Origin of the sequence: Roseateles sp. 22389 (assembly GCF_052044995.1) — a bacterium.
Classification (GTDB): Bacteria; Pseudomonadota; Gammaproteobacteria; order Burkholderiales; family Burkholderiaceae_C; genus Roseateles.
In genome coordinates this window covers 127,491-153,480 of the sequence record NZ_JBQEOF010000009.1, presented here as the reverse complement: position 1 = coordinate 153,480, position 25,990 = coordinate 127,491, and the positions used below count along the sequence as shown (strand labels likewise).

Below are 25,990 nucleotides of genomic sequence, written 5' to 3'. Positions count from 1 at the left end.
CCCGGCCTCAGATCGGCAGCTCGGTGTAGTAGCGGCCGCCGTGGAAGATCAGCGGCTGCGCCTGCTCGGCGCGGCTGCAGGCCTCCACCTCGCCGACGAAGATGACGTGGTCGCCTTCCTCGTACTGGCTGCGGTTGGCGCATTCGAAGACCGCGGCGCAGCCCTCGAGCACCGGCGCGCCGCCGCAGCCCTCGCGGAAGGCCACGCCGGCGAAGCGGTCGATGTCGCGCGTGGCGAAGCGCTGCGCGAGCGCCTTCTGGTCCGCGGCCAGGATGTTGATCGCGTAATGCGAGCCGCGGCTGAAGACCGGCATCGAGCCCGCGCGGCGGGCCAGGCTCCACAGCACCAGCGGCGGCGACAGCGAGACCGAGTTGAAGGAGTTGGCCGTCAGGCCCACCAGCGTCCCGTCCTCCGCCCGCGCGGTCACGATCGTGACGCCGGTGGCGAACATGCCCAGCGCGGCGCGGAACTGCTGCGGGTCGAGCGGCGAGGTGGCACAGGCCGGGGACGGCGTGATCAAGGGCGGCTGGGACATGATGGGGGGCATTGTCGCCTCCCTAGAATGCCGCCATGGTTGACGCTGACTTCCTCCCCGATGCCGACCCGCAGCTGCCGGGTGCTCCCGCCGGATTCGGCCGTTGCGATTGCCGCCGCTGCGGCGTGGACCGCGCGCCCGCGCACCCCGCCCGCCGCCTGTTCACCGGCCTGCTCGCCGCCGGCGGCGTGTCGGCGCTGACGCCGGCCTGGGCGCAGGAGGGCGTGGACGTCGGCAAGCAGAGCCGCTTCACCAAGCTGGTCTCGGCCGAGCAGGTCGAGGCCGCCGCCCAGCAGCAGTACGCGCAGATGATGCGGCAGGCCCAGGCGCAGAAGGCGCTCGCGCCGGCCAATCATCCGCAAGTGCTGCGCCTGCGCGCGATCGCGCAGCGCATCATCCCGTTCGCCGCGACCTGGAACCCGCGCGCGCAGCAGTGGCGCTGGGAGGTCAACCTCATCGGCAGCCGCGAGCTCAACGCGTTCTGCATGCCGGGCGGAAAGATCGCCTTCTACTTCGGCATCCTGCAGCAGCTGCAGCTCAGCGACGACGAGGTCGCGATGATCATGGGCCACGAGATGGCGCACGCGCTGCGCGAGCATGCCCGCGAGCGCATGGGCAAGAACATGGCCACCAACGGCGCGATCGAGATCGGCGCGGCGCTGCTGGGCCTGGGCAACATGGGCCGCGGCATCGCCAACATCGGCGGCCAGCTGCTGTCGCTGACCTTCAGCCGCGAGGACGAGAGCGAGGCCGACCTGGTCGGCATGGAGCTGGCCGCGCGCGCCGGTTACAACCCCCAGGCCGGCGTGACGCTGTGGCAGAAGATGGGACAGGCGAGCAAGGGCGCGCCGCCCCAGTTCCTCTCCACGCACCCGGCCGGCCCGACCCGCATCCGCGACATCGAGCGCACGCTGCCGCGCGTGCAGGGGCTGTATGCCCGCGCGCCCAAGCCCGAGCAGCGCTTCCAGCCGCCCGCGCCGGCGAAATCCTGACCCTCGGCGCGCCGTCGCGGCGCGCGCAAAGCCCGATGCCATCGGTCCTCTCCCGAATCAGGGGGCGGCACGGTGATTGCCGGGCCGGCGAATGAGGTCCACACTGGCGCCTCGTCCACCGGGGGGCGTTCATGCCGCGTCAAGAGCCGTCGCACGGGTCGGGTGCATCCGCCGCACCTGAAGATGGCGCCGCGCATGTCGGCGCGGCGCTCGACTACGTCACCGACGCGGTGATCCTGCTGCGGCACGACTGGACCATCGAGTTCGTCAACGTCGCCTTCGAGCGCGCCACCGGCCGGCAGCGGGAAGCCCTGATCGGCCGCAACTACTGGCAGTCGCTGCCCGGCGTCATGGGAGCGCGCTTCGATGTCGAGGCGCGCGCCGCGATGCAGTCGCGCACGGCCCATCTCTACGAGGAATTCAATGCGCGCCTGAGCAAGTGGTTCGAGTGCCGCGCGTTCCCCTGCGAGCTCGGGCTGGTGGTGCTGTTCATCGACATCACGATGCGCAAGGCCGACGAGCTGACGCGGGTGGACCTGGAGGAGAAGCTGGTGCGCATCCAGCGCATGGAGTCGCTGGGCACGCTGGCGGGTGGCGTGGCGCATGACTTCAACAACATCCTGGCGGCGATCCTCGGCCATGCCGGAATGATGCTGGACGAGCTGCCGGCCAACTCGCCGCTGCGCGGCCACATGCAGCAGATCAAGCGCGCCGGCGACCGCGCGCGGGACATCGTGCAGCGCATCCTCGCCTACGCCCGGGGCAGCGGCCAGGAACTGGCCAAGCATCGCCTGCGCCCGCTGGTGGAGGACAGCATCGGCCTGCTGCGGTCGACCTTGCCGGCCACGGTGCGGCTGACGGTCGACCTGCATGGCGACGACTGCGTGGCGACGGTGGATCCGGCGGAGGTGCAGCAGGTGGTGCTGAACCTGTGCACCAACGCGTGGCAGGCGATGCCGGGCGGGCACGGGCATCTGCATGTGGGATTGCGCGCGGTGCACTTCGACGCACCGCGTGCCTTCGCCATCGGCCGCGTCGCGCCGACGCGTTATGCGGCGCTGAGCGTGCGCGACGACGGCCACGGCATGAGCGAGGACGTCACGAAGCGGCTGTTCGAGCCCTTCTTCACCACCAAGCCACGGGGGCAGGGCACCGGCCTGGGCCTGCACATCGTGCACGGCATCGTGCATGCGCATGGCGGGGCCATCGACGTGCAATCGGCGCCGGGGCGGGGCACGCAGTTCTGCGTCTACCTGCCGGTGGTGGGCGACGAGGCGGCGCCGCTCGACACCGCGGCGCTCAGCCGCGTGGCCGATCCGGGCGAGGGCGAGCATGTCGTCTACGTGGACGACGACCCGATCGTGCTGCTGATGGTGGAGGCGCTGCTCAAGAAGGCGGGCTACGACATCCGGACCTACGCGTCGCCCGACGACTGCCTGAAGGACATCGAGCAGGGGCGAACGCCGATGCAGCTGCTGATCACCGACTTCAACATGCCGGGCATGAACGGGCTGGAACTGGCCGCGGCCGTGCGCACGACGCTGCCGTGGGTGCCGGTGATCATCACCACCGGCTACATCGGCGAAGAGCTGACCGACGCGGCCGATCGCATGGGCCGCGTGGCGGTGCTGCAGAAGGAGCGCAGCTTCGAGGAGCTCGTCGAACTGGCCGCGCTGGCGCTGCGTGGCTTTCCGGAATCGCGCTTCCTCGACACCGGCCTGTCGCCGCTGTGAGCGCGGGCGCGGGGTTGCCTGGCCGGCGCCGCTTAGCCCCAGCGGCCGCCGACGAACGGGTTGGTGCGTCGTTCCTCGCCGAAGCTGCTTTCGGGGCCGTGACCGGGGACGAAGACGGTGTCGTCGCCCATCGGCCAGAGGCGCTCGGTGATGGAGCGGATCAGCGTGTCGTGGTCGCCGCCGGGGAAGTCGGTGCGGCCGATGCTGCCGGCGAAGAGCACGTCGCCGACGAAGCAGCGCTGCGCGGACGCCGAGTGGAATACGACGTGGCCGGGCGTGTGGCCGGGGCAGTGCCGCACGGTCAGCGTTTCCTGGCCGATCTGGACGGTGTCGCCGTCCTCGAGCCAGCGGGTCGGCGTGAACATCTCCGCCGGCGGGAAGCCGAACATCGCCGACTGCTGCGGCAGCGCGGTGATCCAGAACTGGTCGCCCTGGTGCGGGCCGATGATGGGCAGGCCGCGCAGGCGGGCGAGCTCGCCGGTGCCGCCGGCGTGGTCGATGTGGGCGTGGGTCAGCCAGATGGCCTTCAGCGTCAGGCCGAGCCGCTCGACCTCGGCGAGCAGCCGAGGCACCTCGCCGCCCGGATCGATGACGGCGGCCTCATGGGTGAGGTCGCACCAGACGAGGGAGGCGTTCTGGCGGAACGGGGTGACGGGGACGGTGTGGTGGCGCAGGGGCATGGTGTCCGGCGGGCTGAGACCGGGTGATCTCGGGCCTCAAAGGGTCGAATGACAGGCTGATCCGCCCGGCCGGGCCGCGATGGGGCGTCGAAGGTCCGGGCAGCGCGTTTCTAGCACGGCGGCGCCCGGTCACGGCGGCTGCGGCGTCCCCTGCGCGGGTGCCGCTGCCGAGGGCGCATGGCCGAGCGCTCCGGCGACGGCATCCTCCACCGCTGCCACGACGGCCTGGAGGGCATCGTGGTGCTGGTACGCCTCGCGCAGCCGGTGAGCCGCGGCCAGGAATTTGACGGATTCCGACACCGCGCGAACGGCTGCCTGGATGCTCTCCGGGGATGCCGGCGTCGGCAAGTGAATGCCCGCGCCGAACCGCGTCACGCGCGCGGCGAGCTCGCGCGCCGATTCAGTCCCTGCGGCCAGTACCACCGGAATGCCTTGCGACAGGGCGCGCTGGACGTTCGCATACCTGCCGTCGGACACCATCACGTCCACCCACGGCAGCAGGGCCTCCGGCGGCAGTTCGCCGGCTGCCCGGGCATTGACCGGCAAAGGACCGAAGCGCGCGGCGTCCCATTCCACGCCCACGACGATCAGGACCGGCTCCCGGCTTAATGCGGAAAGCGCCGTCGCCACGAGTGGATCCAGCCTGCCGCCGGGCAACAGCCCGGTGTCCACGAAGACCACGGGACGCGCGGTATCGAGGTCGGGCCACCACCAGGGCAGCGACGACGAGCCGGGGAGGGGAGGCGCAAGGCCGATGTAGCGCAGCGTCGGCGGCGCATGGGCGCGCTCATGCTCCAGTGGCGCGATGCTGAGCTGCAGGAAGCGGTGCGGCAGCGTCAGCATGCCGTCCAGCACGAACGGCGCAGGCTGCACCGCGCCACACCGACGCAGCGTCCGTTCCAGCGCGGCCTGGGTGCCCGAGAACAGTTCGCGCAGCTGCGCGTTCATGGCGGCGTACACCTGCCTGCCGGCCTCGCTCCTGTCGGGCGGCAGCCCCAGTCCGAAGGGCGCGAGAAACTCGTCGGTCGCGGGCAACGGCATGACGCCGATGGACAGGATCGCGGCGGGACGGATGCCCTCCGCACCCAGCAGCAAGGGCCATGCGCCGAGAAACATCGTGTCGTGGACCAGCACCGGCGCGGGCTCGTTTGGATACTGCCTGGAGAGGCTCGCCAGCAGGGATTGCAGCGAGGCATGCTGTCCTGCCAGCCGGTCCACGTGGCGGCGGCGGATCGTGCGTTCGAAGACGAGGAGTCGCGTCGCCACGTCCGTGCGTCGCGGAATGCCGGCGTCATCCACATCCTCGGGGTCGTCGACATCGCGCATCGGCGCGAACTCCATCCCCGCGGCTTGAATGCGTGTCCGCAAGCTGGCGTCGGCGAGAAAGTGGACACGGGCACCGCGACGCAGCAAGGTCGTGGCGAATGGGAGCAGTGATTCGAAAGCGTGAATGTCGAGCGTGCACGCGAAAACAACAACGGGCACCGTGTCCCACCTCCATCAAGGACCGATGTCGGCTTGCGGTCCGAACTTCAGATTCGGCACCGTCGCCGCGTCCACCGGCGTGACGGACTTGATGGCATTGGCCGCGCCGCTGAAGCCCTGGATCCTGGACATCGCCGCCGGATTCAGCAGGAAGACCGGGTTGCCCCACGCGTCCTTGTTGTCCGTGATGTTGTTGTCCACGTTCACGGCGCAATTGCGCCCGAGGATCGAGGAGCAGCTGGCATTGGCCCGGGCCAGGTTCCCGGCGACGGGAACGAAGTTCCAGTTCGAGTTCGTGTCGGTCTTGTCCTTGGTGTTGTCGAAGACCGGGAACAGGGCGTCGCCCTTGGCGTAGTAGTTGCCTTCCACCAGGGCGGCCACGCTGTTGGAGCCCGTCAGGCCCCCCTGCCAGTAGTCGTTGTCGTAGTAGTTGTTGACCAGGTGGACCACGCCCCCCTGCTTGCCCGTCGGCGCGCCCAGCTCGGGCGAGCGGCCGGACGCGCTGTGGATGCGGTTGCCCGCGATCGTGATGGTCTGCTCCTCGCCGACGAGCAGCATGACCCAGTAGCTCCGGCCGTTGCAGAAGTGGCCGTACTCCGTCGTGCCGTCGAAGTGATTGCCGGAGATCGTCACGTTGCGCGCCGGGCCCCAGCCCGCCACGAGCATGTGACGAGCGATGCGCGCGAAGTGGTTGTTGGCGATCCAGATCCTGCTGGCGTTGTCGATGGTGATCGCATCGCCGGCCCAGACGACACCGTCGTTGATGTCGGTGAAGGACAGGTTGCGGATGATGATGTTGGACACGCCGCCCTTGAGCGCGAGGCCCTTGCCGACGATCCCGGAACCCGCGCCGACACCGATCACGGTCTTGTTGGAGCCGACCACCAGCGCGTGCTCGTAGGTGCCCGCCGTGTCGAAGGTGATGGGGAAGGTCTTCCTGCCCGAGCAGTAGCCCGCGTAGTCCAGGATCCGCTCCGACTTGCCGTTGGCCGAGCAGTTGCGGTCGGAATAGACGCAGCCCGGCGCCGTCGTGGTGCCGCTCGTGCCGCGGAAGTCGAGCAGGCCCGAGATGCGGATCACCCGCGGCGTGCTGTCGGTGCAGTAACCGTCGTTGCTGGTGGTTGCACACAGGGCCGAGGCGAGCTGGTCCGCCGCGGTGACGGTGACGACCTCGGCGCCGGTGCCGCCGGTCGTGCCGGCGCCAAAGCCGACCGGGCCGGCCGGAGGCGGGGAGGCCGGCGGGGTCGTGGCGCCCACGATCCACTGCTGGTTGTCCGTTCCGGCATAGGTCCATTGGAGGACGTTGCCGGTCGTGCTGTAGATGTCCTTGTCCAGCGCCAGGCCGCTGGCCTTGGAGGTGATGGCGTAGCGGCCCTGGGCATCGGCATTGAAGCGCCAGGTCTGCCACGCGACGCCGTTGCCGCAACCCCATTGCTGGATGGACGTTCCCCGCGCCGTGGAGGCCCCCGGAAGGTCCAGGCAGAGCCCGCTGCCGACGTTGACGAGCTGATAGTCGCCAGCGCCGTCAACCACGGCCTTCCATCGCTGGAACGGCGAGGCGCTGCAGCGCTGCACCTTGACCTTGGCGCCACTGGCGGTGCTGGACTCCTTCACGCCAAGACAGCTGCCGTCGCTCACCGACTTGAGGGTGAAGACCGAGTCGCTCGCCGGGCCCGCGCCCGCTGCCAGCGCCGGTGCGATCAGCAGGACGGAAATCGAGCCCATGACCGCACAGGCGGCCCTCCGCATCATCGAGTCGCGCATTCAGCAGGCCTCCGGTTGAAACGGCGCGGACTCTATTGACCGAAGAGGGGGATGTCATCACCAACGGGTAACAGTCGATCGAGCGATGTCGCGATGTCCGGACGCCCGCTCACACGGTCCGGTTCAAGCCGCGGAGGCGGCAGGTTCGAACCCGTCGAACCCGTCGAAGCGGACGAACTCGTCGACCGGCACGCGCGGCATCTGCGTCCGGTTCACGCGGGCCTCCGTGTCGCCATAACCCAGCGACATGCCGCACACGACCTGCTGATCGGCGGGTCCTGCGGCACCGCGGTCGGCTTGAACGCGCGAACGGATCGTCGCGCCCGCAGCAGCGCATCGGGTTGAGGGGTCTTATCGGACTTCATGGTCGTCAGGCGTCGGCGCCGGGTGGTAGGCGATGCGTCCCGCGGGGAGGAAGAACAGCGCGATCAGCCGTCCGCCCCTGGCCTCGGGATAGTGGTGCGACCCCGGACCGGGGGCGGTCCAGCCTGCATGGCACCAGCCGTTCGGACCCGCCAGCGCGGCGGCGTCGTCGAGCGGCACCACCATGTTGAACTCGCCGTAGGGGTGGGCGTGGTACTGGCCGCGGTAGCTGCGCTCCGGCGGAGCCTGCTCGCCGCCGATGCTGTCCATGTAGACCGCGGTGATGCTGAAGAAGTGCGTGCGCTCGGTGGGCTCGGCGATGCGGCTGCGCCGGTAGCGGGTGCCGTCGATCTCGACGTTGGCGGCCCAGCCATCCCTGACGCCCTTCATCACGAGCTCGCTGAGGCTGGCGTACAGCTCGGACCTCGGGCCGTACCGCAGGTTGAGCCAGCGCTCCGCCTCGGAGCCGGCGGTCATGTCCTTCACTTCATCGAGGAAGGGGATGCTGCGCTGGATCAGCGCTTCTCGGTCGTCGATCATGGGGACCTCGTCAATCGTCGGAACGGAAACCGAACGCGCGAACGATGGGCGCCTGGGCCTCCCGCTCGGTGAAGGTCGGCACGCTCGGCAGGAAGCGGGAGCGCTGCGGCCCGGTGGTTCCCAGGACGCGGATCTTTCCCCGTCCATGTCCCGACCTCATCTCGCTGTGTGGTGAGCGCATCATTTCGCGGCGACGACATGAAGGGAACTGATTGTTTTGCAATGCCAGAATGAACGCCGTGCAATTCACGTGGGAGGTGGGCATGACGGCGACGCGGATGGATCTCAACCTGCTGAAGGTGTTCGACGCGATCTTCGAGGAGCAGAACCTCGTGGCGGCCGGGAAGCGCCTGAGCCTGAGCCAGTCGGCGGTGAGCCACGCGCTGGCGCGCTTGCGGGCGCTGGTCGGAGACGAGCTGTTCGTGCGCACCGGCAAGGGGATGGCCCCCACCGTGCGGGCCCATGCGATGGCGCCCGAGCTGCGCGACTGCCTGAACCGGATCGATGCGGCGCTGGGTGTCGCGCCCTTCGATCCGAAGACCTCGACACGCCGCTTCTTCCTGGCCGCCAACGATCATGCGACGGTGGTCATCGTGGCACCGCTGTTGCGCAAGCTGCGCCGCGCGGCGCCGGACATCGAGCTGGTGATCCGGCCCTCCACCCGCCTGGACCTGGCCGAGCAGATCGACGTGGGCCGGATCGACGTGGCGATCGGCATCTTCGCCAAGGTCCCGCCGCGACTGAATGCGCGTCTGCTGCTGTCGCAGGGGGAGGCCGTGGTCCTGTGCAAGGACCATCCGGGCGCTCGCCGCAAGCTCACCCTGGAGGACCTGGCGACCTATCCCCTGGTCACCATCTCGGTGGGCGGGCAGGAGGAAGGCGCCGTCGACGGGTTCATCCTGGAGCGTGGCCTGGCGCGCCAGTCGGAGATGCTGAACCGTCATGCGCTGGAGGGGGCGCTGGCGGGCGCCGGACTGCGTCCGCGGCAGCGCGTGACGGTGCCGCACTCGCTGGCGATTCCGGAGCTGCTGCAAGGCACCGACATGCTGGCCATCGTGCCCCTGACCCTGGCCAAGGCGCTGGCCAGGGGCGGGCAGCTGCGCACCAGGCCCTTGCCCTATGAGGGCGGCACCTCATCGACGAGTGCCGTCTGGCATCGCCGCAACGATCACGAGGCGGCGCATCTCTGGTTGCGCGACATGGTGGCGTCGGTCATCCGCTGAGCGGAGCGTCCGATGCCGCGGTGGCGTCGCCTCAGCGGCCCAGATAGAAGTCCATCGGAATCAGCTCGACCGCCCATCCGCCTTCTTCGCCCAGCGTGGCGGCCGGGTGCATGGACGCGATGCGCAGTGCTTCTTCCTGGCTGTCCGCCTCGATGATGAACAGGCCGCCGACCATTTCCTTGGCCTCGGTGTAGGGCCCGTCGGTGACCTGCGTCCTGCCGCCGCGCGGGCGCAGCGTCTTCCATCCTTCCAGGTCGCCCAGCGAGGCGGAGACCAGCACCTTGCCGGTGGCGCGCATCTTCTCGTCCAGCGCCGGGCACTGGCTGACCAGGGCCTTGACGTCTTCGGGCGCCATCGCGGCGAAGGCTTCGGGGGTGTAGTAGGCGAGGCCGAGGTATTTCATGGGCAGTCCTTGAGAGGGGTGATGCAGGGACGACGAACCGGCGCATCCGAAATCGACATCTTGCCGAAATTGACGTCGTTCCCCGTCCGCTGCAGACTGGCGACCTTCATCCACCCACCCCGACAGGAGAAGACCATGGAACAAGCAGATCGTGTCGACCTTCTCGTGTCCGGCTGCCTGAGCGCCCAGCGCTCCTGACTCCGCGCTCAACGCGGGTCCATTGATCGTCGCGCCAGTCGCGGCCGGCTTCCCACTCCCTTCACGCCATGCGCCATCGCGCGTGGTCGGGTTCGCGCCTGCGCGAACGAAGCCAAATTCAATGGACTCCCATGATCGACATCGACTTCGAGACGCTGCAAGCGCTCGGTCTCACCCCCTTGATCGCCTCCCGCGCCGCGCAGCTCGGCGCCCATGAACCGAATTCGCGCCTGGCGCGAGTGATCGAATCCCAACGCGACTGCTTCACGCTGCACGACGGCCGCGGCGAGCGGCTCGCGCGCGCGCTGCCCCGGCTGGTGCAACAGCTGCAAGCCAGCGCGCAAGCGCTGACGATCGGCGACTGGGTCGGCATGCAGGTGGACATCCACGGCCAGGCCTGGATCACCGATCGCGTCGACCCCGTCACGCAGATCGCGCGGCGCGCGAATGACGGGCGCCGCCAGCCGCTGGCGAGCAACGTCGACACGGCGCTGCTCGTGATGGGACTGGACGCCGACTTCAACGCGCGCCGGATGGAACGCTACATCGCCATGGTGACGGCCTGCGAGGTCACGCCGGTCGTCGTGCTGACCAAGCGCGACCTCGCGCCCGACGCGCCGGACCGCATCGCGGAGATGCGCAGCCGCCTGCCCCCGACCGTGCCGGTGCTGCCGGTCAACGGCCTCTCGCCGGCGACCTGCGTCGAGCTCGATCCCTGGATGCAGGCCGGACAGACGCTCGTGGTGCTCGGTTCCTCGGGCGTCGGCAAGTCGACCCTGATCAACACGCTGGCCGGCGCCGCCCAGGACACGGGCGGCGTGCGCAAGGGCGATGGCCGCGGACGGCACACGACGACGGCCCGCTCGCTGCATCGCACTGCGCTCGGCGCCTGCATCATCGACACGCCGGGGCTGCGCACCTTCCGGCCCGATGCGGACGCGCGGACGCTGGCGTCGTCCTTCGACGACATCCAGTCGCTCGCCCAGCATTGCCGCTTCCGGGATTGCCACCATGAAGGCGAGCCCGGGTGCGCCGTGGTGACGCAGGTCGACCCCGACCGGCTCGACAACTACAAGAAGCTGATGCGCGACGCGCAGCGCGGCGAGATGACGGCGCTGGAGCGCATCGCGCTGCGAGGCAAGTGGAAGGCGATCGGCAAGGCGGGCAGCCAGCGGGCGCGTGACAAGCGGTCGTGAGCGGCCATCACTTCACGATCACCTTGCCGACCATGCCGGCCTCGAAATGCCCCGGCTGCAGGCACGCGAACTGGAACTCGCCGGGCTGGGTGAACTGCCAGACGATGTCGCCGGTCTGGCTCGGTTTGACATGCGCCATGTTGGCGTCGTCATGTTCCATCTTGGGAAACCGCTTCATCAGCGCGGCGTGCTGGGCGATGGAGTCCGTGGTGCCCAGCACCATCTCGTGCAGCACCTGGCCGCTGTTGTGGACGACGAACCGGATCGTCTCTCCCTTCCTGACCGTCACGTCGGACGGCGTGAACCGCATGTTGTCGGCCATGTTGACCTGGATGGTTCGAACCACCTGCCCCGGTCGGCCCTCTTGGCCGAAGGCGGTCGCCTCGACCTTTCCGTCGTCATGGCGGCGAGGCTTGGCGGGGTCCTCGTCGCCATGGGCGATAACGGCGACCGAGGCGAGGGACAGCACGGCGAAGGCACAGGCGTGCAGCGTTTTCATGGGGACTCCTTGGGTGACCGGCATGGCCACGGGGTTGGCGAACGTCGAGGGGTGTCGGCGTCGGGCCAAGGGGCCCGCGACTCGAGGAGTCTGGACCTTGCCCCAGTGGGAAGGTCAAGCGGCCTGGGCTGTCCTCCAACTGCGCCGACGCGGCCGAAGCAGACGTTTTTTGCCGCATCACGGAGGTTCGCCACGCGGGTCGTCGCCACGCTGGCGAGGGGCGGGCGGGGCGCGTCGAAGGCACCGCGTCGTTGTCGGGCGGGGAACGGCACTTGCCCGCAGCAGGGCTCTTCCCGGGAGCAGGCATGTTGCTGGTATCAAGGTCGAGCGCGATGGCGAGGTCCAAGTGGCTGCGCTGTTGATGCGACTGCGGTCGCCGCTGCTGCGGCGCCTGCTGGTGGCGTTCATGCTCGGCACGATGGTGCCGGTGGCGACGGCATCGGTGATCTGCCAGATGCTCTGCGCGGTGTCGGCAGATCACGGCGAGAGCCATGCGCACGGCGAATCCCCCGACCACCCCATGACCGACGCGCCGGCTGCCGACACCGGCACGCACGGCCTCTTTCACGGCCCCTGCCAGCTCGCTGCCGTCCCGACCGCGCCCTCCGGCGCCGCGTCGGCGGTGCTGCTCAAGCTCACCTTCGAGTGGGCGCGCAAGCCGCCGTTCGGGATGGCGTCCCATGTGCTGCCGCCGCCCGACCCACCGCCCAAAGCCTGAGCGTCTCCGCAAGCGGCCGCTTCGCCCGCGAAGCGGCCTCCATCCTTTTTGCCGGCCTTGAAGCGGCCGGCCTACCGGAGACCGACATGTCCCATCAAGTCAACCAAGCCTGCGTCGAGGCGTGCAATACCTGTGCCGATGCCTGCGACCACTGCGCCACCGCCTGCCTGCGAGAGCAGGACGTCAAGATGATGGCGAAGTGCATTGCCCTCGACATGGACTGCGCCGCCATCTGCCGACTCGCGGCGAGCTACATGGCGCGAGGCAGTCAGTTCGACCGCCAGCTCTGCCAGCTGTGCGCCGCCGTGTGCGATGCCTGCGGCGAGGAGTGCGCCCGGCACGAGCATCCCCATTGCCAGGATTGCGCGGTCGCTTGCAAGCGTTGCGCGGACGAGTGCCGCCGCATGGCGGCGTAGTCGGCCGCAGCGCCGCTTCTGACTTTCGCTTCTGACCTCGCAGATCCTTGGCGCTGGCATTGCGCCGAGGATCTGCGCCACCTGGATCAGGAACCCGACGACGGCCGGATCCGGGGCCCGCAGCCTACGCGCCGCGGCGTGAACCGTCACCTGGATGGAGGCGCCGCCTCGTCCCTGGGCGTGACAGGCCATGGCGTCTTCCGTCGGCCCGCCATCTCCGCGCCCACGATTTGGAGTTCCGGCCCCGTCAGCGCTTCGAGCGCCGCCGGATAGGCCGCGTGGTCCTCGACCTCGAGGTGCCCGCGGTACAGCGTCGCGAAGCGGTCCCAGCGCTCGCGTGCGCCGGGCAATTCGTCGTCGCGCAGGCGGCCGTCGCGGATCGCCTCGAGCGTGGGCGCGATCGCGGCCCACTGCGCTTCCATCTCGCGATGCTCGGCGCCCAGCCGGTCGGCGAGCGCGCCCTGGCCGCGTTCGCGCAGCCGCGGCAGCACATGCCGTTCCTCATCCTCGTGGTGCAGCGGCGCCGCCAGCGTGAAGTAGCGCAGCACGTCGCCGGCGGCGTCGCGCGCCTGACCGTCGCAGCCGTGCGCCGCGACGTGGGCGCCCAGGCGCGCCAGCAGCGCCAGCGTCCGCGCCATGCGCTCGTGGCACGCGCCCATCAGCTCGAACGGCGCGTCGAAGCCGGCGGTGGGTGCGGCGTGCAGCGGGCTCACGCCGGGATCACTCCAGGTAGTGGCCCATCCGCTTGCGCTTGGTCTCGAGGTAGCGCTCGTTGTGCGGATTGGCCGCGATGCGCAGCGGCACCAGCGCCTCGACCTCGACGCCGCCGGCCACCAGCGCGTCGCGCTTCTGCGGGTTGTTGGTGATCAGCCGGACGCTCTTCACGCCCAGCAGGCACAGGATGTCGATGGCGTCGGCGTAGTCGCGCTCGTCCTCGGCATGGCCCAGGCGCAGGTTGGCGTCGATCGTGTCCACGCCCGCCTCCTGCAGCGCGTAGGCGCGCAGCTTCTCGACCAGACCGATGCCGCGGCCCTCATGGCCCCGCATGTAGATGACGATGCCGCCTTCGTCCTTCAGCAGGTCCAGCGCGCCCTGCAGTTGCGGGCCGCAGTCGCAGCGCAGCGACTGGAACACGTCGCCGGTCAGGCATTCGCTGTGCACGCGGAGCAGGCCGCCGCGCTCCTGCAGCGGACCGACCGACAGCACCAAGTGCTCCGAGCCGGTGACCGGGCTGCGGAACGCGCGCGCCTGGAAATCGCCCAGCGACGACGGCAGATGCACCACCTCCCACTCGGTCGCCCCTTGCGTGCCCAACGGGATCTTCTCGCAGTGATTCACAGCCATCTCTCCAGCAGTCACCTCGGCGCCCTCGCGGACGGCCTCGTCGTTCATGTCGTGCGGTGCGCGCCCGTCGTCGTCGACCTGCGCGCCCAAGGGCCGCAATTTAACCGTTCTCAGGGTAAACGCGCTGTCGCGGGCTGGAGAGGCCTCTCGGTCGCAGGGGCCTGGGCATGCAAAATCGGCCGCACCGCCACCGCCCCTGGGACGCCCATGACCGCTCTCCCGCCCGCCGCCGCGCCCGCGTCGACCCCGACGCTACCCACCCCGCGCTTCGACGAGTTCCCCCGCTACGAGGCGCTCACCCGGCTGCTGTTCAGCTACGCGGAGGCCTGTCCCAATCTGGTGTCGGTGCGGTCGATCGGCAAGAGCTTCGAGGGGCGGGAGATCTGGGTCCTCATCCTGACCAACACCGCCACCGGCATCGACGTCGAGAAGCCCGCCTTCTGGCTCGACGGCAACATCCACGCCGCCGAGCTGACCGCCTGCACCACCTGCCTGTACTACCTGCACGACCTGCTGAGCAAGTACGGCACCGACGCGCAGGTCACCCACCTGCTGGACACGCGCACGATCTACATGGTCCCGCGCCTGAACCCCGATGGCGCCGAGCTGGCGCTGGCCGACCGGCCGCGCCACATCCGCTCGTCCACGCGCCCGTATCCGTTCGACGAGGAGGCCGTCGAGGGCCTGAGTGTCGAGGACATCGATGGCGACGGCCGCATCCTCACGATGCGGGTCCCCGACCCGCACGGCGGCTACAAGAAGCATCCCGACGACCCGCGCCTGATGGTCGCGCGCCAGCCCGGCGAATTCGGCGGCGAGTACTACCGCCTGATGCCCGAGGGCCTGGTCATCAACCACGACGGCCTGACCATCAAGGTCAACCGCGACAGCGAGGGCCTGGACCTGAACCGGAACTTCCCCGCCGGCTGGCGCCAGGAGTTCGAGCAGGTCGGCGCCGGTCCTTACCCGACCAGCGAGCCCGAGGTGCGCGCGATGGTCGACTTCATGGTCGGCCATCCCAACATCGGCGCGGCCATCAGCTTCCACACGCACAGCGGCGTGATCCTGCGGCCCTGCGGCACGCGCAGCGACGAGGAGATGGCGCCCGAGGACCTGTGGGCCTACCAGCGCTTCTCCAGGCTGGGCGAGCAGCACACCGGTTATCCGGCGGTGAGCATCTGGCACGAGTTCAAGTACCACCCCAAGGAGGTCATCACCGGCACGCAGGACTGGGTGTACGAGCACCTGGGGGCGCTGTTCTGGGTGGTGGAGCTGTGGTCGCCCAACAAGGAGGCGGGCATCACCGGCTACAAGTGGATCGACTGGTTCCGCGACCATCCGGTCGAGGACGACCTCAAGCTGCTGAAGTGGAGCGACGAGCACTGCGGCGGGCAGGCGCATGTCGAGTGGACCGCGTTCATGCATCCGCAGCTGGGGCCGGTGGAGATCGGCGGCTGGGACAAGATGAACTTCTGGCGCAACCCGCCGCCGCACCTGCGCGAGCGCGAGGCGGCGCGGTTCCCGGCGTGGATGAACCAGATCGCGCTCAGCCTGCCGAAGCTGGAGCTGCTGAGGACGGAGGTCCGGGCGCTCGGGCCGGATACGTGGCGGGTGCGGATGGCGGTGGGCAACAGCGGCTGGCTGCCGGCCTACGTGACCAAGCAGGCGCTGGCGCGCAAGCAGACCCGCGGGGTGATGTTCGAAATCTTCCTGCCGGTGGATCCCGAAGTGGGGCTCGTCAGCGGCAAGCCGCGGATGGAAGGGCCGCAACTGGAGGGGCATGCGCCGAAGCAGACGCAGCTGGCGTTCCTGCCGGAGCGGGACATCACCGGCGATCGCGCCTACGGTGAATGGGTGGTCAGAGCGCCGCAGGGCACGCGGCTGAGCCTGGTCGCGTGGGCCGATCGGGCCGGCACGGTGAGGACCGAGGTCACGCTCGATTGAGGTTTGCTCCCTCTCCCGCTTGCGGGAGAGGGCAGGGGTGAGGGCCAGCGGCCGCCGCAGTACGCGGCTCGCTCTCCCGCTTGAGGGAGAGCGCGAGCGTCAGTGCCTCGGCTCGCTCTTGTCCTGCTCGGCGGCCGCGAGCACGGCCTCGCGCCACAGCCGTGCGGGGATGAAGGTCCGCAGCTGCTCCATTGCGCGCTCGATGAGCTCCGGATGCAGCTCATGGCCCACCTTGGGCAGCACGTCGGCGGTGATGTCGGCACCCAGCGCCATCAGCTCGCGCGCCGCGTTCAGCAGCGCGGGATACGGAAGCTCCGCATCGTCCTTGCCGTGCAGCAGGTGGATCGACACCTCCTTCGGCGCATGCTGCGGCCAGTAGGCATACGCGCCGCCGAAGGCCAGCACGCGCCCCGCCAGTTGCTCCTCCTGCTGCAGCGCCTCCAGCGCCAGGATGGCGCCCTGCGAGAACCCGCCCAGCGCCACGCGTTCCCAGCTCATCTCCAGCTTCGCCGCCCAGCGGCGCACCAGCGCAATCAGTTCGGGCACCGCCGCCGTCAGGCGCGCCGCCTTGGCCGCGTCGTCGCCCTGCTCGGAATACCACTGGAAGCCCGCCCCGCCGCCCGGGATGGCGTCGAACGGCTCGAAGCCCTCGGGCAGCACCAGCGCCGCGCGCGGGTACTGGCGATGCAGCGCCTCGGCCAGCGGGCGCATCTGCTCGGCGTCGGCGCCGGCACCATGCAGCAGCACGAACAGCAGGTCGGGCGATCCGTCCTTGGGGATCAGCACATGGGCTTGGGTCATGGGGCGCGATTGTCCGTCAGGGGCTGTCGATGCGTTCCAGCGCGGCCCGAATGTCCGCGGCGTTCGTGGGCCTGACCAGCCGCTCCACCTCCTGGCCGTCGCGCATGAAGATCAGCGTCGGCCACAGCTTGACCTTGAAGGAACGCCCGAGCGGCTGCCCCTTCCCGTCCTCGACCTTGATGTGCTGGATGCGCTCGTGGCCGCCGCCGAAGGCCTCCACCAGCAAGGGCTGGGCGGCCTCGCAGATCGGGCACCACGAGGCGCCGAACTCCACCAGCAACGGATGCTCCTTGGATAGCGTGTCGACGGCATCGCGGATCGGCTCGGTCAGCGCGTAATGGGGATTCATCGGCATGGGGAACTCCTGCTGGGTCGGGCCGGAAGGGCGCGCAACGCGGGGCCACGTCGGGCCGCTCCGGCGGGTTTCAATCCTCAGGCCGCGGCGCGGCGCAGGCTCATCTCGAACACCACGCCTTCCGGCACATTGAATGCCCGGATGCTGCCATCCATCTTCGCCAGATAGGTCCTGGCGACGAACAGTCCCTGCCCGCGACGTTCACCGGCGGCTTGCGGCGCGGTGTCGGAGACGCCGTATTCGAAGATCGTCTCCAGCATCGCCGCGTCGATCGGAGGCCCCTGGTTGTGGATGCGCAGCAGCACCACGCCGGGCTCGCCGGCCTCCAGCGTGAGGGCAATGGGCGTGCCCTCGGGCCGGTAGCGGTCCGCGTTGCGCAGCACGTGGGTGACGGCGTCCTCCAGCGCATAGGCTTCGGCCCGCACCGGCAGCGGCTCGGGCAGGGCGGTCGAGAAGCTGACGCCGGCGATGCCGGCGTAATGCGCGTTGGCGGCGATCTCCCGGCAGAAGGCGACCAGGTCCAGCGCCTGCGGATGCAGGTCGGCGGAGGCCAGCGCCTCGCTCGGCGGCGCGCTGCCGTAGAGCACCTTCACCGCCTGCTGCATCCGCTGCACGTAGCGGTGGCTGGCATCGTCCGGCGCGCCGTGCAGCACCATCAGCGATTGCAGCGGCGACATGATCTCGTGGCCGACCGCATGCCACATCTCCCGCTCGCGCTCGGCCCGCAGCTGCTCGCGACGCAGGCCGTCCTTCACGCGGCTGAGCGCGTCGGCCAGGCTGCCGGCCAGGATGCCGAGTTCATCGCGGCCGCGCAGGTCGGCCACGTCGAGCTCGCCGATGCGCTGGTCCGCGCGCGCGTCCTGCATGTTGTAGGACACCGCCGCCGCGCGCTTGGTCAGCACGGCGATGCCGCGGATCAGGCCCAGCTCCACCATCAGCCAGGCCAGCGCGACCGCGGCCAGCATCGCGGCCGCCAGCCAGGCCAGCGGCCGCGCCTCGAGCGCGAGCTGGCGGTCCAGGCTGCGCAGGTCGCCGCGCAGCTCGAGCCGGTAGCGCCCGCTCGGCGTCGCGACCTCGTCGGAGGCGGTCAGCCAGCGCACCTCGGCGGCATCAGTGCCGGCCCCCACGCCGAGCACCTCGCCGCGCACCGGCAGGCGGCGCATCACGTGGATCAGCCAGGGCAGCGCGCGCTCGGACAGCTCCGGCCCGCGCCGCTCGGCGATCGTCTGCGGCTGCCGGCCCTGGCGCTCGATGCGCAGCGTCTCGCCGGGCTGCAGCGAGGCGCCGATGCGGTCCAGCGACTGCGCCAGCGACGCGCCCGGCCGTGCGCTGTCGAAGAGCACCGGGCCGTCGCCACGCGCAGCGTCGCTCGCGGGCGGGTCAGCCGCCGAGGGGGTGTCCGTTGACGGGGCTGCCACTGACGGGGCTGCCGTCGCGGCCGTCGACGCGCCCGGGGCCGGCTTCGCCGGCTCGACGGGGCCGAGCAGTTCTACCCGCACCCGCGCCTGGTCGAGGTCGGTCGGCGGCCACACCGGTCGCGCGCGCTGCCCGGCGGCGTCGAAGAGCGCCGCCTGGAACGCCTCCACCGGCAGCCGGATCGAATAGAAGGTCCGCCGCGCGCAGTCCGGACCGCTGCTGCCTTCCGCGCAGGGGCCCTCGCGCCAGAGCCAGCCGCGGAACTCGCGCACCGGCCGGGCCTTGCCGGGCAGCTGCGGCCCGGCGCCGATGAAGCCGGTCAGCCGTCCGCGCTGCGTGCCGTCGGCGGCGGCCGCGCCTTCGAACGGCGCGATCCAGGTCTGGGTTTCACCACGCAGCGTCAGCGTGACGCGGGCGCGATGCACGCCGGCCAGGTCGAGCGCGCCATGCTGGCGCCCCGTCAGCGGACCGCTCTCCAGGCTGCCGACGAGATAGAGGAATCCGCCCGCATACGCGTTCGCGCCGACAGCGGCGCACAGGCTCGCGCCGTCGGGCCAGCGCAGGCCGCAGCCGGCCATCTCCACGGCGCGCTGGGCCTTGTTCTGGTCGTCGAAGTCGATCGCCGAGAACGGCAGCAGCACCGGCGCCTGGCCGTCGCGGCCGCCGGCACTCATCGTCGGATTGAGCAGCGCGAGCTGGCCGCTCGGATGGCGCAGCTGCAGCACGATCTCCGCCAGCGACTGCCGGAAGCCCTGCGCGTAGCGCTGGTAGGCGCGCTGCTTCTGGTCGATCAGCACCGTCAGCACGAGGCCCACCGTCGCCAGCGCCAGCAGCAGGAAGGCCAGGTGCACCACCGCGCGACGCCGGAACGCCGCCAGTCCGAGGCGCGGCACGGCCAGCGCCGGCAACTCGACCGGTCCGAGCTTCATGCGGCCGCCTTTATCGCGGACCGTGCCACCTGAACCCCCGCATCGGCACGTTCTCGATCGCGTCGAAGTCGGGATCGACCTCCTTCAGCGCCTCGCGCAGCGTGGACACATGTTTGCGCACGTTGTCGCGGGTGCGGCCGCTCTTGACCACGTCGTAGAGCTCCTCATACGACACCACCTCCGGCGCGCGCTGATGCAGCGTGGCGAGGATGCGCTGCGCGGTCAGCGGCAGGTTGATGCGCTGTCCCTTCCACAGCGGGCTGCGCTGCCAGAGCGGGTCCAGCTGCAGCGCGTGCGGCGCGGCTGCGGCCGGCTCGGCGCTCGCGCGGGCCCGCGCGGCGCGCAGGATGTCGAGGAAGGTGTCGATGAATTCGGCCTCGTCGAAGCTGGTCTTCTGCAGGTAGTCCCAGGCGTCGAGCGCCTTCATGATCCCGCGATAGATCGCCGCCGGCATCGCCGACACCACCAGCACCGGCGTGCCGGCGCCGAGCTTGTTGATCTCGTTGATCAGCGCGATGCCGGCATTGCGCTCGCGGCCGAGCTCGATGTCGAGCACCACCATCTCGTAGCGCTCGCGGGCCAGCGCGGCCTCGGCGGCGTCGCGGTCGAACCATTGATCGACCTGCAGCTCGGGCCGCGCGGCGCGGATCCAGCCGGCCAGTTGCTCGCTGGTGGGGCGGTCGTCCTCGATGACGGCGACCTTGTTCCTGGGGATGACCATGGCGCCGGATTATGGACAGCGCCGGCCGCCCGCGCGCCGCCGCCCCGTGAAGGTTTCTTCCGGACCGTGAAGGGAGGTGCCACCCGCCCGCATTGAGGCTTCCGCGCCGTCTCCGGACCATGAGCGACATCCCAACAGCCCGTGAGCGGGCACCCTGGAGGACCTCATGAACGACCGCCTGCAATCGATCCGCAACGCCGCTGCCCGGCTGAAGGCTCGACTGCCCGGCTTCTCCCGTCGCGTCGATGCCAGCGATGGCGCCGAGTTCGGTGACGAAGGCGCCGGCCTCGAGCGCACGACCGCCGGCGCCGACGGCTTCGGCCGGCGCGCCGGCGCGGGCCTGGTGCGGGCGCTGCCCTGGCTGGCCGGCCTGACGGCCGTGGCCGGCGCGGTGGCCTTGCTGGTGACGCACCCGCCGATGCACGAGGTGCCGCGCGGCGCCGTCACGCTGCGCACCAACACGCTGACGGGCGGCATCACCGAGGCGCGTTCGGGCTCGGTGCTGAAGCTGCCCGGCCTGCATGAGGTCCGCGACCTGCCGGTGCGCGACCGCAGCTACCACCCGACGCGCTTCGCCCGCGCCGATGGCGAGGCTCCGCTGCAGTCGCTCGAAGGCCTGTCGCTGGGCCTGGACCTGACGGTGCGCTGGACCGTCGATCCGAGCCGCCTGCCGCAACTGGCCGCCTCCTTGCCCGACGACATCGAGGGCGACGTGATCGCCCCGGCGCTGCAGGGCATCGTCTATCGCCAGATCGCCACGCACACCGTGCGCGAGATCTTCTCGACGCAGCGCGGCCCCATTCAGGCGGCGCTCGAAGGCGAGCTGCGCCGCAAGCTGGCGCTGGACGGCATCGTGCTGCGCGGCCTGGAGATCGGCAACGTCGACCTGCCCCACGAGTACCGCGAAGGGCTGGAGAACCTGCTGGCCGAGGGCCTGGCGAGCGAGAAGATGCGCTACACGCTGGAGCTCAAGGAGAAGCAGGTCAAGCAGACCGAGCTGGAGGCCGCGGCGGAGAAGGTGCGCCGGGAGACGGCCGCCGAGGCCTCGGCGCGCGAGCAGGTCATCGCCGCCAAGGGCCAGGAGGAGGCGATGAAGCACGTGCTGCCCTTCAAGCAGCGCCAGGTCGAGCAGCGCCAGCTCGAAGCCGAGGCGGAGCGCGTCGCGCGGGTCCGCATGGCCGAGGGCAACGCGCAGGCGCGTGGCATCGAGGCCGACGGCGAGGCCAAGGCGCGCGAGAAGCTCGCCGACGCCGAGGCCTACCGGCAAACGCGCATCGGCAAGGTCGCCGTCGACCAGATGGCCGCCGAGGGCGCGCTGCTGAGCCGCCATCCGCTGCTGATCCAGAAGGCCATGGCCGACAAGCTGTCCGACAAGGTGCAGGTGATCATCGCGCCGCCGCCGACCGATGGCGGCTTCATCGGCAAGACGCTGCTGGGGACGAAGCAGGAGCCCGCCCAGGAACAGGGTGCCCAGTGAAGGCCATGAACGCCATGAACACCTTGACGACCTTGAACACCCCGGCGGCCGATGCCGTCGGGAAGGGGAATGCCATGGGCCGCATGAAGCTCGTGATGGCCGCCGCCATCGCCGCTGTCGCCGTGCAACTGCTGTGCGTCCACGCCGCCGACGCGGCGACGGACGAGGTCGCGCCGAAGCCGCCGATCAAGCGCACCGGCGCCGCTGACGGCGTCGCACCGGTGCGCACGGCGCTGGTGGTGCAGGACAACGTCGCGCTGCGCGCCGCGGCGAAGGACGGCTCGCCGGCTCAAGCGCAGCTGTGGCGCGGCGAGGCGTTGGAGATCCGCGGCGAGCGGCCGGATCATTTCCAGGTCTACGACTACCGACGCGAGCGCGGCGGCTTCGTGCGCAAGGCCGCGCTGCTGCCGCTGGCCGGCCCGGCCGCGCAGCCGGAGGCGCTGCTGGCCGCGCTGCGCGTCGTGCGTCAGCAGCCGGGCGCGGAGTCGCTCGGGCTGGGCCTGGCCGCCGCCTACGTGCAGGCGGCGAGCGCGGAGGAGATCAACGGCGCGGACGGCGCCGAGGCGCTCGACGCGATGGGCACGCTGGCCGAGCGGCTGGCCGATCGCGCCTCGCGTGTGCAGCCCAAGGCGGATGGCTCGACGACGGCGGCGGAGACGCAGGTGGCCGCGCAGCTCGACGTGGCCGCGCGCTACGGCCTGCGCTTCCGCTCGCTGGAGCGCGAGGCCGGCGCGATGCAGCTCTGCTACGACGGCGAGGCGTTCCGGCGCGTGCTGGCGATGCCGGCCTCGACGCCCGAGCAGAAGGCGCGCGCGGCGCTCGCGCTGACGCGTGTCGACTGCCTGGATCCGGCCGCGACGCCGCCGAAGCGGGAGCAGATGGACCAGTGGCGCGCGGACGTGCTGGACAAGGTCGACCTGCGCGATCCGGCGCTCGCGACGCACTGGCGCAATCGCGTGCTGATGCGCCAGTCGGGCGTGTGGAGCGGCCTGTCCTTCATCCGCGCGCGGCGTGCCGGTGCCGGTGCCGGCGAAGGCGTGCCGGTCGCGAGCCTGCAGGTGGATGCGTCGTCGGCCGCGTCGCGTCGAGCGCTCGAGGCGTTCGCGCGCATCGTGCCGGCCGAGCTGTCGGACGACGACCAGCGCGACTACAACGATGCGGCGATGCGCGGCAACGCGATGCGCTGGGCGGCGCTGCCCGCGGGGCCGTCGACGCAGACGCTGGGCGGTTTCACGCTGACGGTGCTGCCGGGCCAGCCGGGCGAAAGCTGCCTGACGCTCGCCATGAACGGCGCCAAGGAGGGCAGTCCGCCGCTGCTGCGCCACTGCGCGTGGGGGCTGGTGATGACGGCCTCGGCGCGGATCAACCGCGAGGGCAATGCGATCGCGATCGCCTCGGTGCCGGCCGATGGCTGGCGCGAGCTCTGGCTGCTGCGCCGCACGGCGCAGGGCTGGCGGATGACGGCGCTGCCGCCGGTGGCGGCGCAGCCGGGCCTGGGCTACGCGGAATTCGCCGGCTGGGTGCCGGGCGGCAAGGAGCTGCTGGTCGCGCGCGAATCGCGCGCCGAAGGCCGCTACAAGCGCAGCTACGAGCAGGTCGATCTCGACACGCTGGAGACGAAGCGCCAGGCCGGCGATGCCGCGATGCTGGGCGCGTTCCAGCGCTGGCAGGCGGCGGATTGGAAGGGGGCGACGCTCAGTTTGCGGTGATGGCGATGGCAGTGCCCGCGATTCCCGCTGCGTCAGGTGTTTGGAGCTCATCGACTCGCGGCGGCCGACACAGGAAATTGCCGAGAGTCTGGCGAAGCGTCTCCACGCCTGGACTGTGGATCGCGGTCAGCGCCGCGAATATCCCTCGTTGGGTCAGAAGTTGTTCCTCGCCAGTGACGATTCGAACGAATGTCTTGGCGATCTTTCCGAATCGGCCTTCGGTCATGGCAGTCATGGCAGTTGCTCCTGCTTTTTCGAAGTCATGGAGGTCAGCCACATCACAGACGTTTTTCAGATGCTGATCTGGAGGAATGTTGATTTCGCCTTGGAGACAGGCGAGGAGGAATGCTTTCTCAACGCTGGCAAATGGCAGGAAATGGACATTCTGAACGCGCGCCAGCCGAGTTTGGGACTTGTCGCCGTCCAGAATGGTGATGACGTCTTCCGGTCCCGCGAAAAACTTTTCCCTTGCGTTGCGCTTCATCAGACTGACCGTATCGTTAGCCGAACCGATGAAGATGATCTTGTGGCTGAAGAAAATGGGCGAATCCAGGCTTGAGATGAGATACGAGATGTACTCCCCCAGCATCTCGTCCTCCGTCAGGATGTACTTGTCGCTGCCGATGAAGCCGAAGAGCAACGCGTTGACGTGATTGAACGAGAGACACGAAATGCCGTGATTTCCGTCCGACTCCTCGGATTCAATATGGAAAAGCTCGCCCGGGGCGAGTTTCTTCATGAGAGCGAGGGAGTGCGTCGTGAAGACGAGCGATGATCCGTAGGTCTGGCATAGCCGGCGTAACTGCGCGACCAATTGAACCTGAGCGGCGGCGTCAAGCGAAATGTCGAGTTCATCGACGATGACCAACCGCTGACCTGCGGACAGCCGCCGGAACAACGCTATGACGAAGTATTCGCCGGAACTGAGATAGTCCTCCCGGATGTATCTGTCATCGTCGAGCAGGATGCAATAGTACGAGGCGCCTTTTGCCGGAATCTCGATCAAGCGGTCGAACTTGTTGTTGCCGTAGATATTTCGCAGGAAGTCCTTCAATGCGACCGGTTCGCGGTATTGTTGAAGAATGATGGCCCTGCGAATATCGTCGTCCGCGTTGCTGATGCGCTGGAAGAAATTGAATCGTTCGCCATAAGGCAGCGGCAATTCAGCGAGGATCGCGTTCCTGATCGAGTCAGGAATGGGCTCCTTGCAGTCGACAATTCCGAGATCCTTGTTGTATCGGAACTCGATTTGAACATCGTCAATGTTGTAGACGATTGAACTCTCAGGACTGAAAGCGGCGCGGACCGTGGTCTTGGAGAAGGTGTCAGCGTTCGCCAAGTTGCGCAACGCCTTGACGAGTGTCGTTTTCCCGGTGCCGTTCCGGCCCGTGAGACACAGCAGTCTCGGAACCTCAAGGTCAACTTCGAAATGCAGACGCGCCAGATGCTGGACCTTGTTGATCGTGACGCTGAGCTTGTTCATTGCGGATATGAGCGATGTAAAACCATGTCGACGGTCGCGGCGCCGAATTTTTTCCTCAGACGGCCGATGTACTCGGGATCCACCGAGTTCGCATAGGTCAGATATCCGGCCGCTCTCTCGATTCCGGCCTGCTCGTCACCTTCGCATAGGTCGAAGAACTTCGACTTGTCGGTGATGTAGAAATGCAGGAGAACTTCCAACTCGCTCTTGATCTTGGAATCGATTGTGATGCGGCCATTTGGGAGGATCATCATTCCAAGTATCTTTATCTTCCCGCCCGTGCGAAAGAATTTTGTCTTTCCGGAGTGGATGGAGAGGACGTCGTCAGAGTGCCGGCGTATCAGCGCGGCTACTTCCTCGGGCAACTGCTGCGGGATCGGACTTTCGGACGAGAAGATGAGGTCGTCTGAATATCTCGTATATCGAACACCCATCCTTTTGGAGTAGCCCTGCATTTCGACGTCGAATCCATTGAGAATGGCATTGCTGATAGGCGGGGAGGTGGGGAATCCGAGCGGGAGATGACCATCGACGCAGACCATGTCCAGGATTCTTTCTTTCCGCTCCTGAATGTCTGCCACCGGCGTGGTTTCGCCGCCTTTGAGCAGTGCTCGCTCCACAAGCGCGCGATTGATGCTTGGGAAGAAGTTTTTGATGTCCATCTGCAGAAAATATCTGCTGTTTCGATGCATTTCGACGGCCTGCATCGGCGTGGCGCCTTTGCGATAGGAGAAGACCGCTCCTTGGCAGACGGGCAGATGGTCAAAAACGAAGAGGTTAAGGAAGACGAGGAAGTCCTTGAGCTTCTTGTTGGGAACCAGGATTTCGCGTCGACGCGTCGAGGGACCAATGATCTGCCGACGAAAGTTATTCTCCAACGTCCCACTCAGGAAGTCCGCATATGCGTACTTGCCGTGATGCATCGCGTCAAACAGCTGTTCGAGTGGCTTCTTAATCATTTTTGTCTTGGCGTTCGGTTCGCGATCCGCGGAATTAAAGGCGCTTCGCAAAGCTGAAGGGCTCTGCTAGCATGCGCGCCATGCCAGTGACCAGGAGTATCTCCGGT

24 protein-coding genes are annotated in these 25,990 nt (G+C 69.0%); 9 read left to right on the top strand and 15 right to left on the bottom strand.

Annotated features, from left to right (window positions below):
* Window positions 1–7: 7 nt before the first annotated feature.
* On the bottom strand, window positions 8–535 hold the full coding sequence (locus tag ACTJKJ_RS14455) for a flavin reductase (protein WP_091730566.1): 528 nt from the start codon (window positions 533–535) through the stop codon (window positions 8–10).
* A 35-nt stretch (window positions 536–570) separates the two neighbouring features.
* Between ACTJKJ_RS14455 and ACTJKJ_RS14450 the strand changes: the two genes are divergently transcribed.
* Window positions 571–1,527 (top strand): M48 family metallopeptidase, encoded by a 957-nt coding sequence (locus tag ACTJKJ_RS14450; RefSeq protein ID WP_440820887.1) that lies wholly within the window; start codon window positions 571–573, stop codon window positions 1,525–1,527.
* A gap of 131 nt (window positions 1,528–1,658) precedes the next feature.
* A complete protein-coding gene (locus ACTJKJ_RS14445) occupies window positions 1,659–3,260 on the top strand; it encodes a hybrid sensor histidine kinase/response regulator (RefSeq protein ID WP_297381296.1) in 1,602 nt (533 codons plus the stop codon).
* Between the two features lie 32 nt (window positions 3,261–3,292).
* Here ACTJKJ_RS14445 and ACTJKJ_RS14440 read toward each other — a convergent pair whose 3' ends face one another.
* The 4 genes from ACTJKJ_RS14440 to ACTJKJ_RS14425 form a co-directional block, all read right to left on the bottom strand.
* Window positions 3,293–3,940: an MBL fold metallo-hydrolase gene (locus tag ACTJKJ_RS14440; RefSeq protein ID WP_440820886.1), complete on the bottom strand. Its 648-nt coding sequence runs from the start codon at window positions 3,938–3,940 to the stop codon at window positions 3,293–3,295.
* Window positions 3,941–4,069: 129 nt separating this feature from the next.
* Window positions 4,070–5,425 (bottom strand): glycosyltransferase, encoded by a 1,356-nt coding sequence (locus ACTJKJ_RS14435; protein WP_440820885.1) that lies wholly within the window; start codon window positions 5,423–5,425, stop codon window positions 4,070–4,072.
* A gap of 15 nt (window positions 5,426–5,440) precedes the next feature.
* A complete protein-coding gene (locus ACTJKJ_RS14430) occupies window positions 5,441–7,150 on the bottom strand; it encodes an RICIN domain-containing protein (RefSeq protein ID WP_440820884.1) in 1,710 nt (569 codons plus the stop codon).
* A 390-nt stretch (window positions 7,151–7,540) separates the two neighbouring features.
* Complete coding sequence (locus ACTJKJ_RS14425; RefSeq protein WP_440820883.1) at window positions 7,541–8,092, bottom strand: 4-hydroxylaminobenzoate lyase; 552 nt, start codon at window positions 8,090–8,092, stop codon at window positions 7,541–7,543.
* A 239-nt stretch (window positions 8,093–8,331) separates the two neighbouring features.
* Here ACTJKJ_RS14425 and ACTJKJ_RS14420 point away from each other — a divergent pair, with 239 nt between their 5' ends.
* Window positions 8,332–9,315, top strand: coding sequence for a LysR substrate-binding domain-containing protein (locus ACTJKJ_RS14420; RefSeq protein WP_440820882.1), 984 nt, complete (start codon window positions 8,332–8,334; stop codon window positions 9,313–9,315).
* 31 nt (window positions 9,316–9,346) lie between these two features.
* Here the strand turns inward: ACTJKJ_RS14420 and ACTJKJ_RS14415 are convergent, their stop codons facing one another.
* Window positions 9,347–9,718: a YciI family protein gene (locus ACTJKJ_RS14415; RefSeq protein ID WP_343602147.1), complete on the bottom strand. Its 372-nt coding sequence runs from the start codon at window positions 9,716–9,718 to the stop codon at window positions 9,347–9,349.
* 329 nt (window positions 9,719–10,047) lie between these two features.
* On the opposite strand from ACTJKJ_RS14415, the gene rsgA reads away from it, so the two are divergent.
* On the top strand, window positions 10,048–11,112 hold the full coding sequence (gene rsgA / locus ACTJKJ_RS14410) for a ribosome small subunit-dependent GTPase A (protein ID WP_440820881.1): 1,065 nt from the start codon (window positions 10,048–10,050) through the stop codon (window positions 11,110–11,112).
* A 7-nt stretch (window positions 11,113–11,119) separates the two neighbouring features.
* On the opposite strand, the gene ACTJKJ_RS14405 is transcribed toward rsgA, so the two are convergent.
* Complete coding sequence (locus ACTJKJ_RS14405) at window positions 11,120–11,635, bottom strand: cupredoxin domain-containing protein (protein ID WP_440820880.1); 516 nt, start codon at window positions 11,633–11,635, stop codon at window positions 11,120–11,122.
* Window positions 11,636–11,957: 322 nt separating this feature from the next.
* Here ACTJKJ_RS14405 and ACTJKJ_RS14400 point away from each other — a divergent pair, with 322 nt between their 5' ends.
* Window positions 11,958–12,329, top strand: coding sequence for a hypothetical protein (locus ACTJKJ_RS14400; protein WP_440820879.1), 372 nt, complete (start codon window positions 11,958–11,960; stop codon window positions 12,327–12,329).
* Window positions 12,330–12,415: 86 nt separating this feature from the next.
* The gene (locus tag ACTJKJ_RS14395; RefSeq protein ID WP_440820878.1) at window positions 12,416–12,745 is read left to right on the top strand and encodes a four-helix bundle copper-binding protein; all 330 of its coding nucleotides are present in this window, start codon (window positions 12,416–12,418) and stop codon (window positions 12,743–12,745) included.
* A gap of 146 nt (window positions 12,746–12,891) precedes the next feature.
* Here ACTJKJ_RS14395 and ACTJKJ_RS14390 read toward each other — a convergent pair whose 3' ends face one another.
* Both ACTJKJ_RS14390 and ribA read right to left on the bottom strand, forming a co-directional pair.
* Window positions 12,892–13,458 (bottom strand): hemerythrin domain-containing protein, encoded by a 567-nt coding sequence (locus ACTJKJ_RS14390; RefSeq protein WP_440820877.1) that lies wholly within the window; start codon window positions 13,456–13,458, stop codon window positions 12,892–12,894.
* 7 nt (window positions 13,459–13,465) lie between these two features.
* On the bottom strand, window positions 13,466–14,089 hold the full coding sequence (ribA, locus tag ACTJKJ_RS14385) for a GTP cyclohydrolase II (protein WP_217648492.1): 624 nt from the start codon (window positions 14,087–14,089) through the stop codon (window positions 13,466–13,468).
* 207 nt (window positions 14,090–14,296) lie between these two features.
* Here ribA and ACTJKJ_RS14380 point away from each other — a divergent pair, with 207 nt between their 5' ends.
* A complete protein-coding gene (locus ACTJKJ_RS14380) occupies window positions 14,297–16,033 on the top strand; it encodes a M14 family metallopeptidase (protein WP_440820876.1) in 1,737 nt (578 codons plus the stop codon).
* A gap of 99 nt (window positions 16,034–16,132) precedes the next feature.
* On the opposite strand, the gene ypfH is transcribed toward ACTJKJ_RS14380, so the two are convergent.
* The 4 genes from ypfH to ACTJKJ_RS14360 form a co-directional block, all read right to left on the bottom strand.
* Window positions 16,133–16,834 (bottom strand): esterase, encoded by a 702-nt coding sequence (gene ypfH / locus ACTJKJ_RS14375; RefSeq protein ID WP_147239927.1) that lies wholly within the window; start codon window positions 16,832–16,834, stop codon window positions 16,133–16,135.
* Between the two features lie 16 nt (window positions 16,835–16,850).
* Window positions 16,851–17,189 (bottom strand): thioredoxin family protein, encoded by a 339-nt coding sequence (locus ACTJKJ_RS14370; RefSeq protein WP_297381339.1) that lies wholly within the window; start codon window positions 17,187–17,189, stop codon window positions 16,851–16,853.
* A gap of 77 nt (window positions 17,190–17,266) precedes the next feature.
* Entirely contained in the window at window positions 17,267–19,534 is a 2,268-nt protein-coding gene (locus ACTJKJ_RS14365; protein WP_440820875.1) for an ATP-binding protein, read from the bottom strand.
* A gap of 10 nt (window positions 19,535–19,544) precedes the next feature.
* Window positions 19,545–20,255, bottom strand: coding sequence for a response regulator (locus ACTJKJ_RS14360; protein ID WP_183483928.1), 711 nt, complete (start codon window positions 20,253–20,255; stop codon window positions 19,545–19,547).
* A gap of 166 nt (window positions 20,256–20,421) precedes the next feature.
* Between ACTJKJ_RS14360 and ACTJKJ_RS14355 the strand changes: the two genes are divergently transcribed.
* Together ACTJKJ_RS14355 and ACTJKJ_RS14350 are read left to right on the top strand one after the other, a co-directional pair.
* Entirely contained in the window at window positions 20,422–21,732 is a 1,311-nt protein-coding gene (locus ACTJKJ_RS14355) for an SPFH domain-containing protein (RefSeq protein WP_440820874.1), read from the top strand.
* 14 nt (window positions 21,733–21,746) lie between these two features.
* Window positions 21,747–23,441, top strand: a complete 1,695-nt coding sequence (locus ACTJKJ_RS14350) for a hypothetical protein (RefSeq protein ID WP_440820873.1) — start codon at window positions 21,747–21,749, stop codon at window positions 23,439–23,441.
* Here ACTJKJ_RS14350 and ACTJKJ_RS14345 read toward each other — a convergent pair.
* Complete coding sequence (locus ACTJKJ_RS14345) at window positions 23,428–24,924, bottom strand: AAA family ATPase (protein ID WP_440820872.1); 1,497 nt, start codon at window positions 24,922–24,924, stop codon at window positions 23,428–23,430. The two genes, ACTJKJ_RS14350 and ACTJKJ_RS14345, sit on opposite strands and share 14 nt — an antisense overlap.
* Window positions 24,921–25,883, bottom strand: coding sequence for a reverse transcriptase domain-containing protein (locus ACTJKJ_RS14340; protein WP_297381357.1), 963 nt, complete (start codon window positions 25,881–25,883; stop codon window positions 24,921–24,923). The genes ACTJKJ_RS14345 and ACTJKJ_RS14340 overlap by 4 nt, the downstream gene beginning before the upstream one ends.
* Window positions 25,884–25,990: the final 107 nt, after the last annotated feature.

What these genes read in the sequence shown, in the direction of transcription:
- ACTJKJ_RS14455 (WP_091730566.1), bottom strand. Translation starts at nt 535, where the DNA reads ATGTCCCAGCCGCCCTTGATCACGCCGTCCCCGGCCTGTGCCACCTCG.
- ACTJKJ_RS14450 (WP_440820887.1), top strand. Translation starts at nt 571, where the DNA reads ATGGTTGACGCTGACTTCCTCCCCGATGCCGACCCGCAGCTGCCGGGT.
- ACTJKJ_RS14445 (WP_297381296.1), top strand. Translation starts at nt 1,659, where the DNA reads ATGCCGCGTCAAGAGCCGTCGCACGGGTCGGGTGCATCCGCCGCACCT.
- ACTJKJ_RS14440 (WP_440820886.1), bottom strand. Translation starts at nt 3,940, where the DNA reads ATGCCCCTGCGCCACCACACCGTCCCCGTCACCCCGTTCCGCCAGAAC.
- ACTJKJ_RS14430 (WP_440820884.1), bottom strand. Translation starts at nt 7,150, where the DNA reads ATGGGCTCGATTTCCGTCCTGCTGATCGCACCGGCGCTGGCAGCGGGC.
- ACTJKJ_RS14425 (WP_440820883.1), bottom strand. Translation starts at nt 8,092, where the DNA reads ATGATCGACGACCGAGAAGCGCTGATCCAGCGCAGCATCCCCTTCCTC.
- ACTJKJ_RS14415 (WP_343602147.1), bottom strand. Translation starts at nt 9,718, where the DNA reads ATGAAATACCTCGGCCTCGCCTACTACACCCCCGAAGCCTTCGCCGCG.
- rsgA (WP_440820881.1), top strand. Translation starts at nt 10,048, where the DNA reads ATGATCGACATCGACTTCGAGACGCTGCAAGCGCTCGGTCTCACCCCC.
- ACTJKJ_RS14405 (WP_440820880.1), bottom strand. Translation starts at nt 11,635, where the DNA reads ATGCCGGTCACCCAAGGAGTCCCCATGAAAACGCTGCACGCCTGTGCC.
- ACTJKJ_RS14395 (WP_440820878.1), top strand. Translation starts at nt 12,416, where the DNA reads ATGTCCCATCAAGTCAACCAAGCCTGCGTCGAGGCGTGCAATACCTGT.
- ribA (WP_217648492.1), bottom strand. Translation starts at nt 14,089, where the DNA reads ATGGCTGTGAATCACTGCGAGAAGATCCCGTTGGGCACGCAAGGGGCG.
- ACTJKJ_RS14380 (WP_440820876.1), top strand. Translation starts at nt 14,297, where the DNA reads ATGACCGCTCTCCCGCCCGCCGCCGCGCCCGCGTCGACCCCGACGCTA.
- ypfH (WP_147239927.1), bottom strand. Translation starts at nt 16,834, where the DNA reads ATGACCCAAGCCCATGTGCTGATCCCCAAGGACGGATCGCCCGACCTG.
- ACTJKJ_RS14370 (WP_297381339.1), bottom strand. Translation starts at nt 17,189, where the DNA reads ATGCCGATGAATCCCCATTACGCGCTGACCGAGCCGATCCGCGATGCC.
- ACTJKJ_RS14365 (WP_440820875.1), bottom strand. Translation starts at nt 19,534, where the DNA reads ATGAAGCTCGGACCGGTCGAGTTGCCGGCGCTGGCCGTGCCGCGCCTC.
- ACTJKJ_RS14360 (WP_183483928.1), bottom strand. Translation starts at nt 20,255, where the DNA reads ATGGTCATCCCCAGGAACAAGGTCGCCGTCATCGAGGACGACCGCCCC.
- ACTJKJ_RS14355 (WP_440820874.1), top strand. Translation starts at nt 20,422, where the DNA reads ATGAACGACCGCCTGCAATCGATCCGCAACGCCGCTGCCCGGCTGAAG.
- ACTJKJ_RS14350 (WP_440820873.1), top strand. Translation starts at nt 21,747, where the DNA reads ATGAACACCTTGACGACCTTGAACACCCCGGCGGCCGATGCCGTCGGG.
- ACTJKJ_RS14345 (WP_440820872.1), bottom strand. Translation starts at nt 24,924, where the DNA reads ATGAACAAGCTCAGCGTCACGATCAACAAGGTCCAGCATCTGGCGCGT.
- ACTJKJ_RS14340 (WP_297381357.1), bottom strand. Translation starts at nt 25,883, where the DNA reads ATGATTAAGAAGCCACTCGAACAGCTGTTTGACGCGATGCATCACGGC.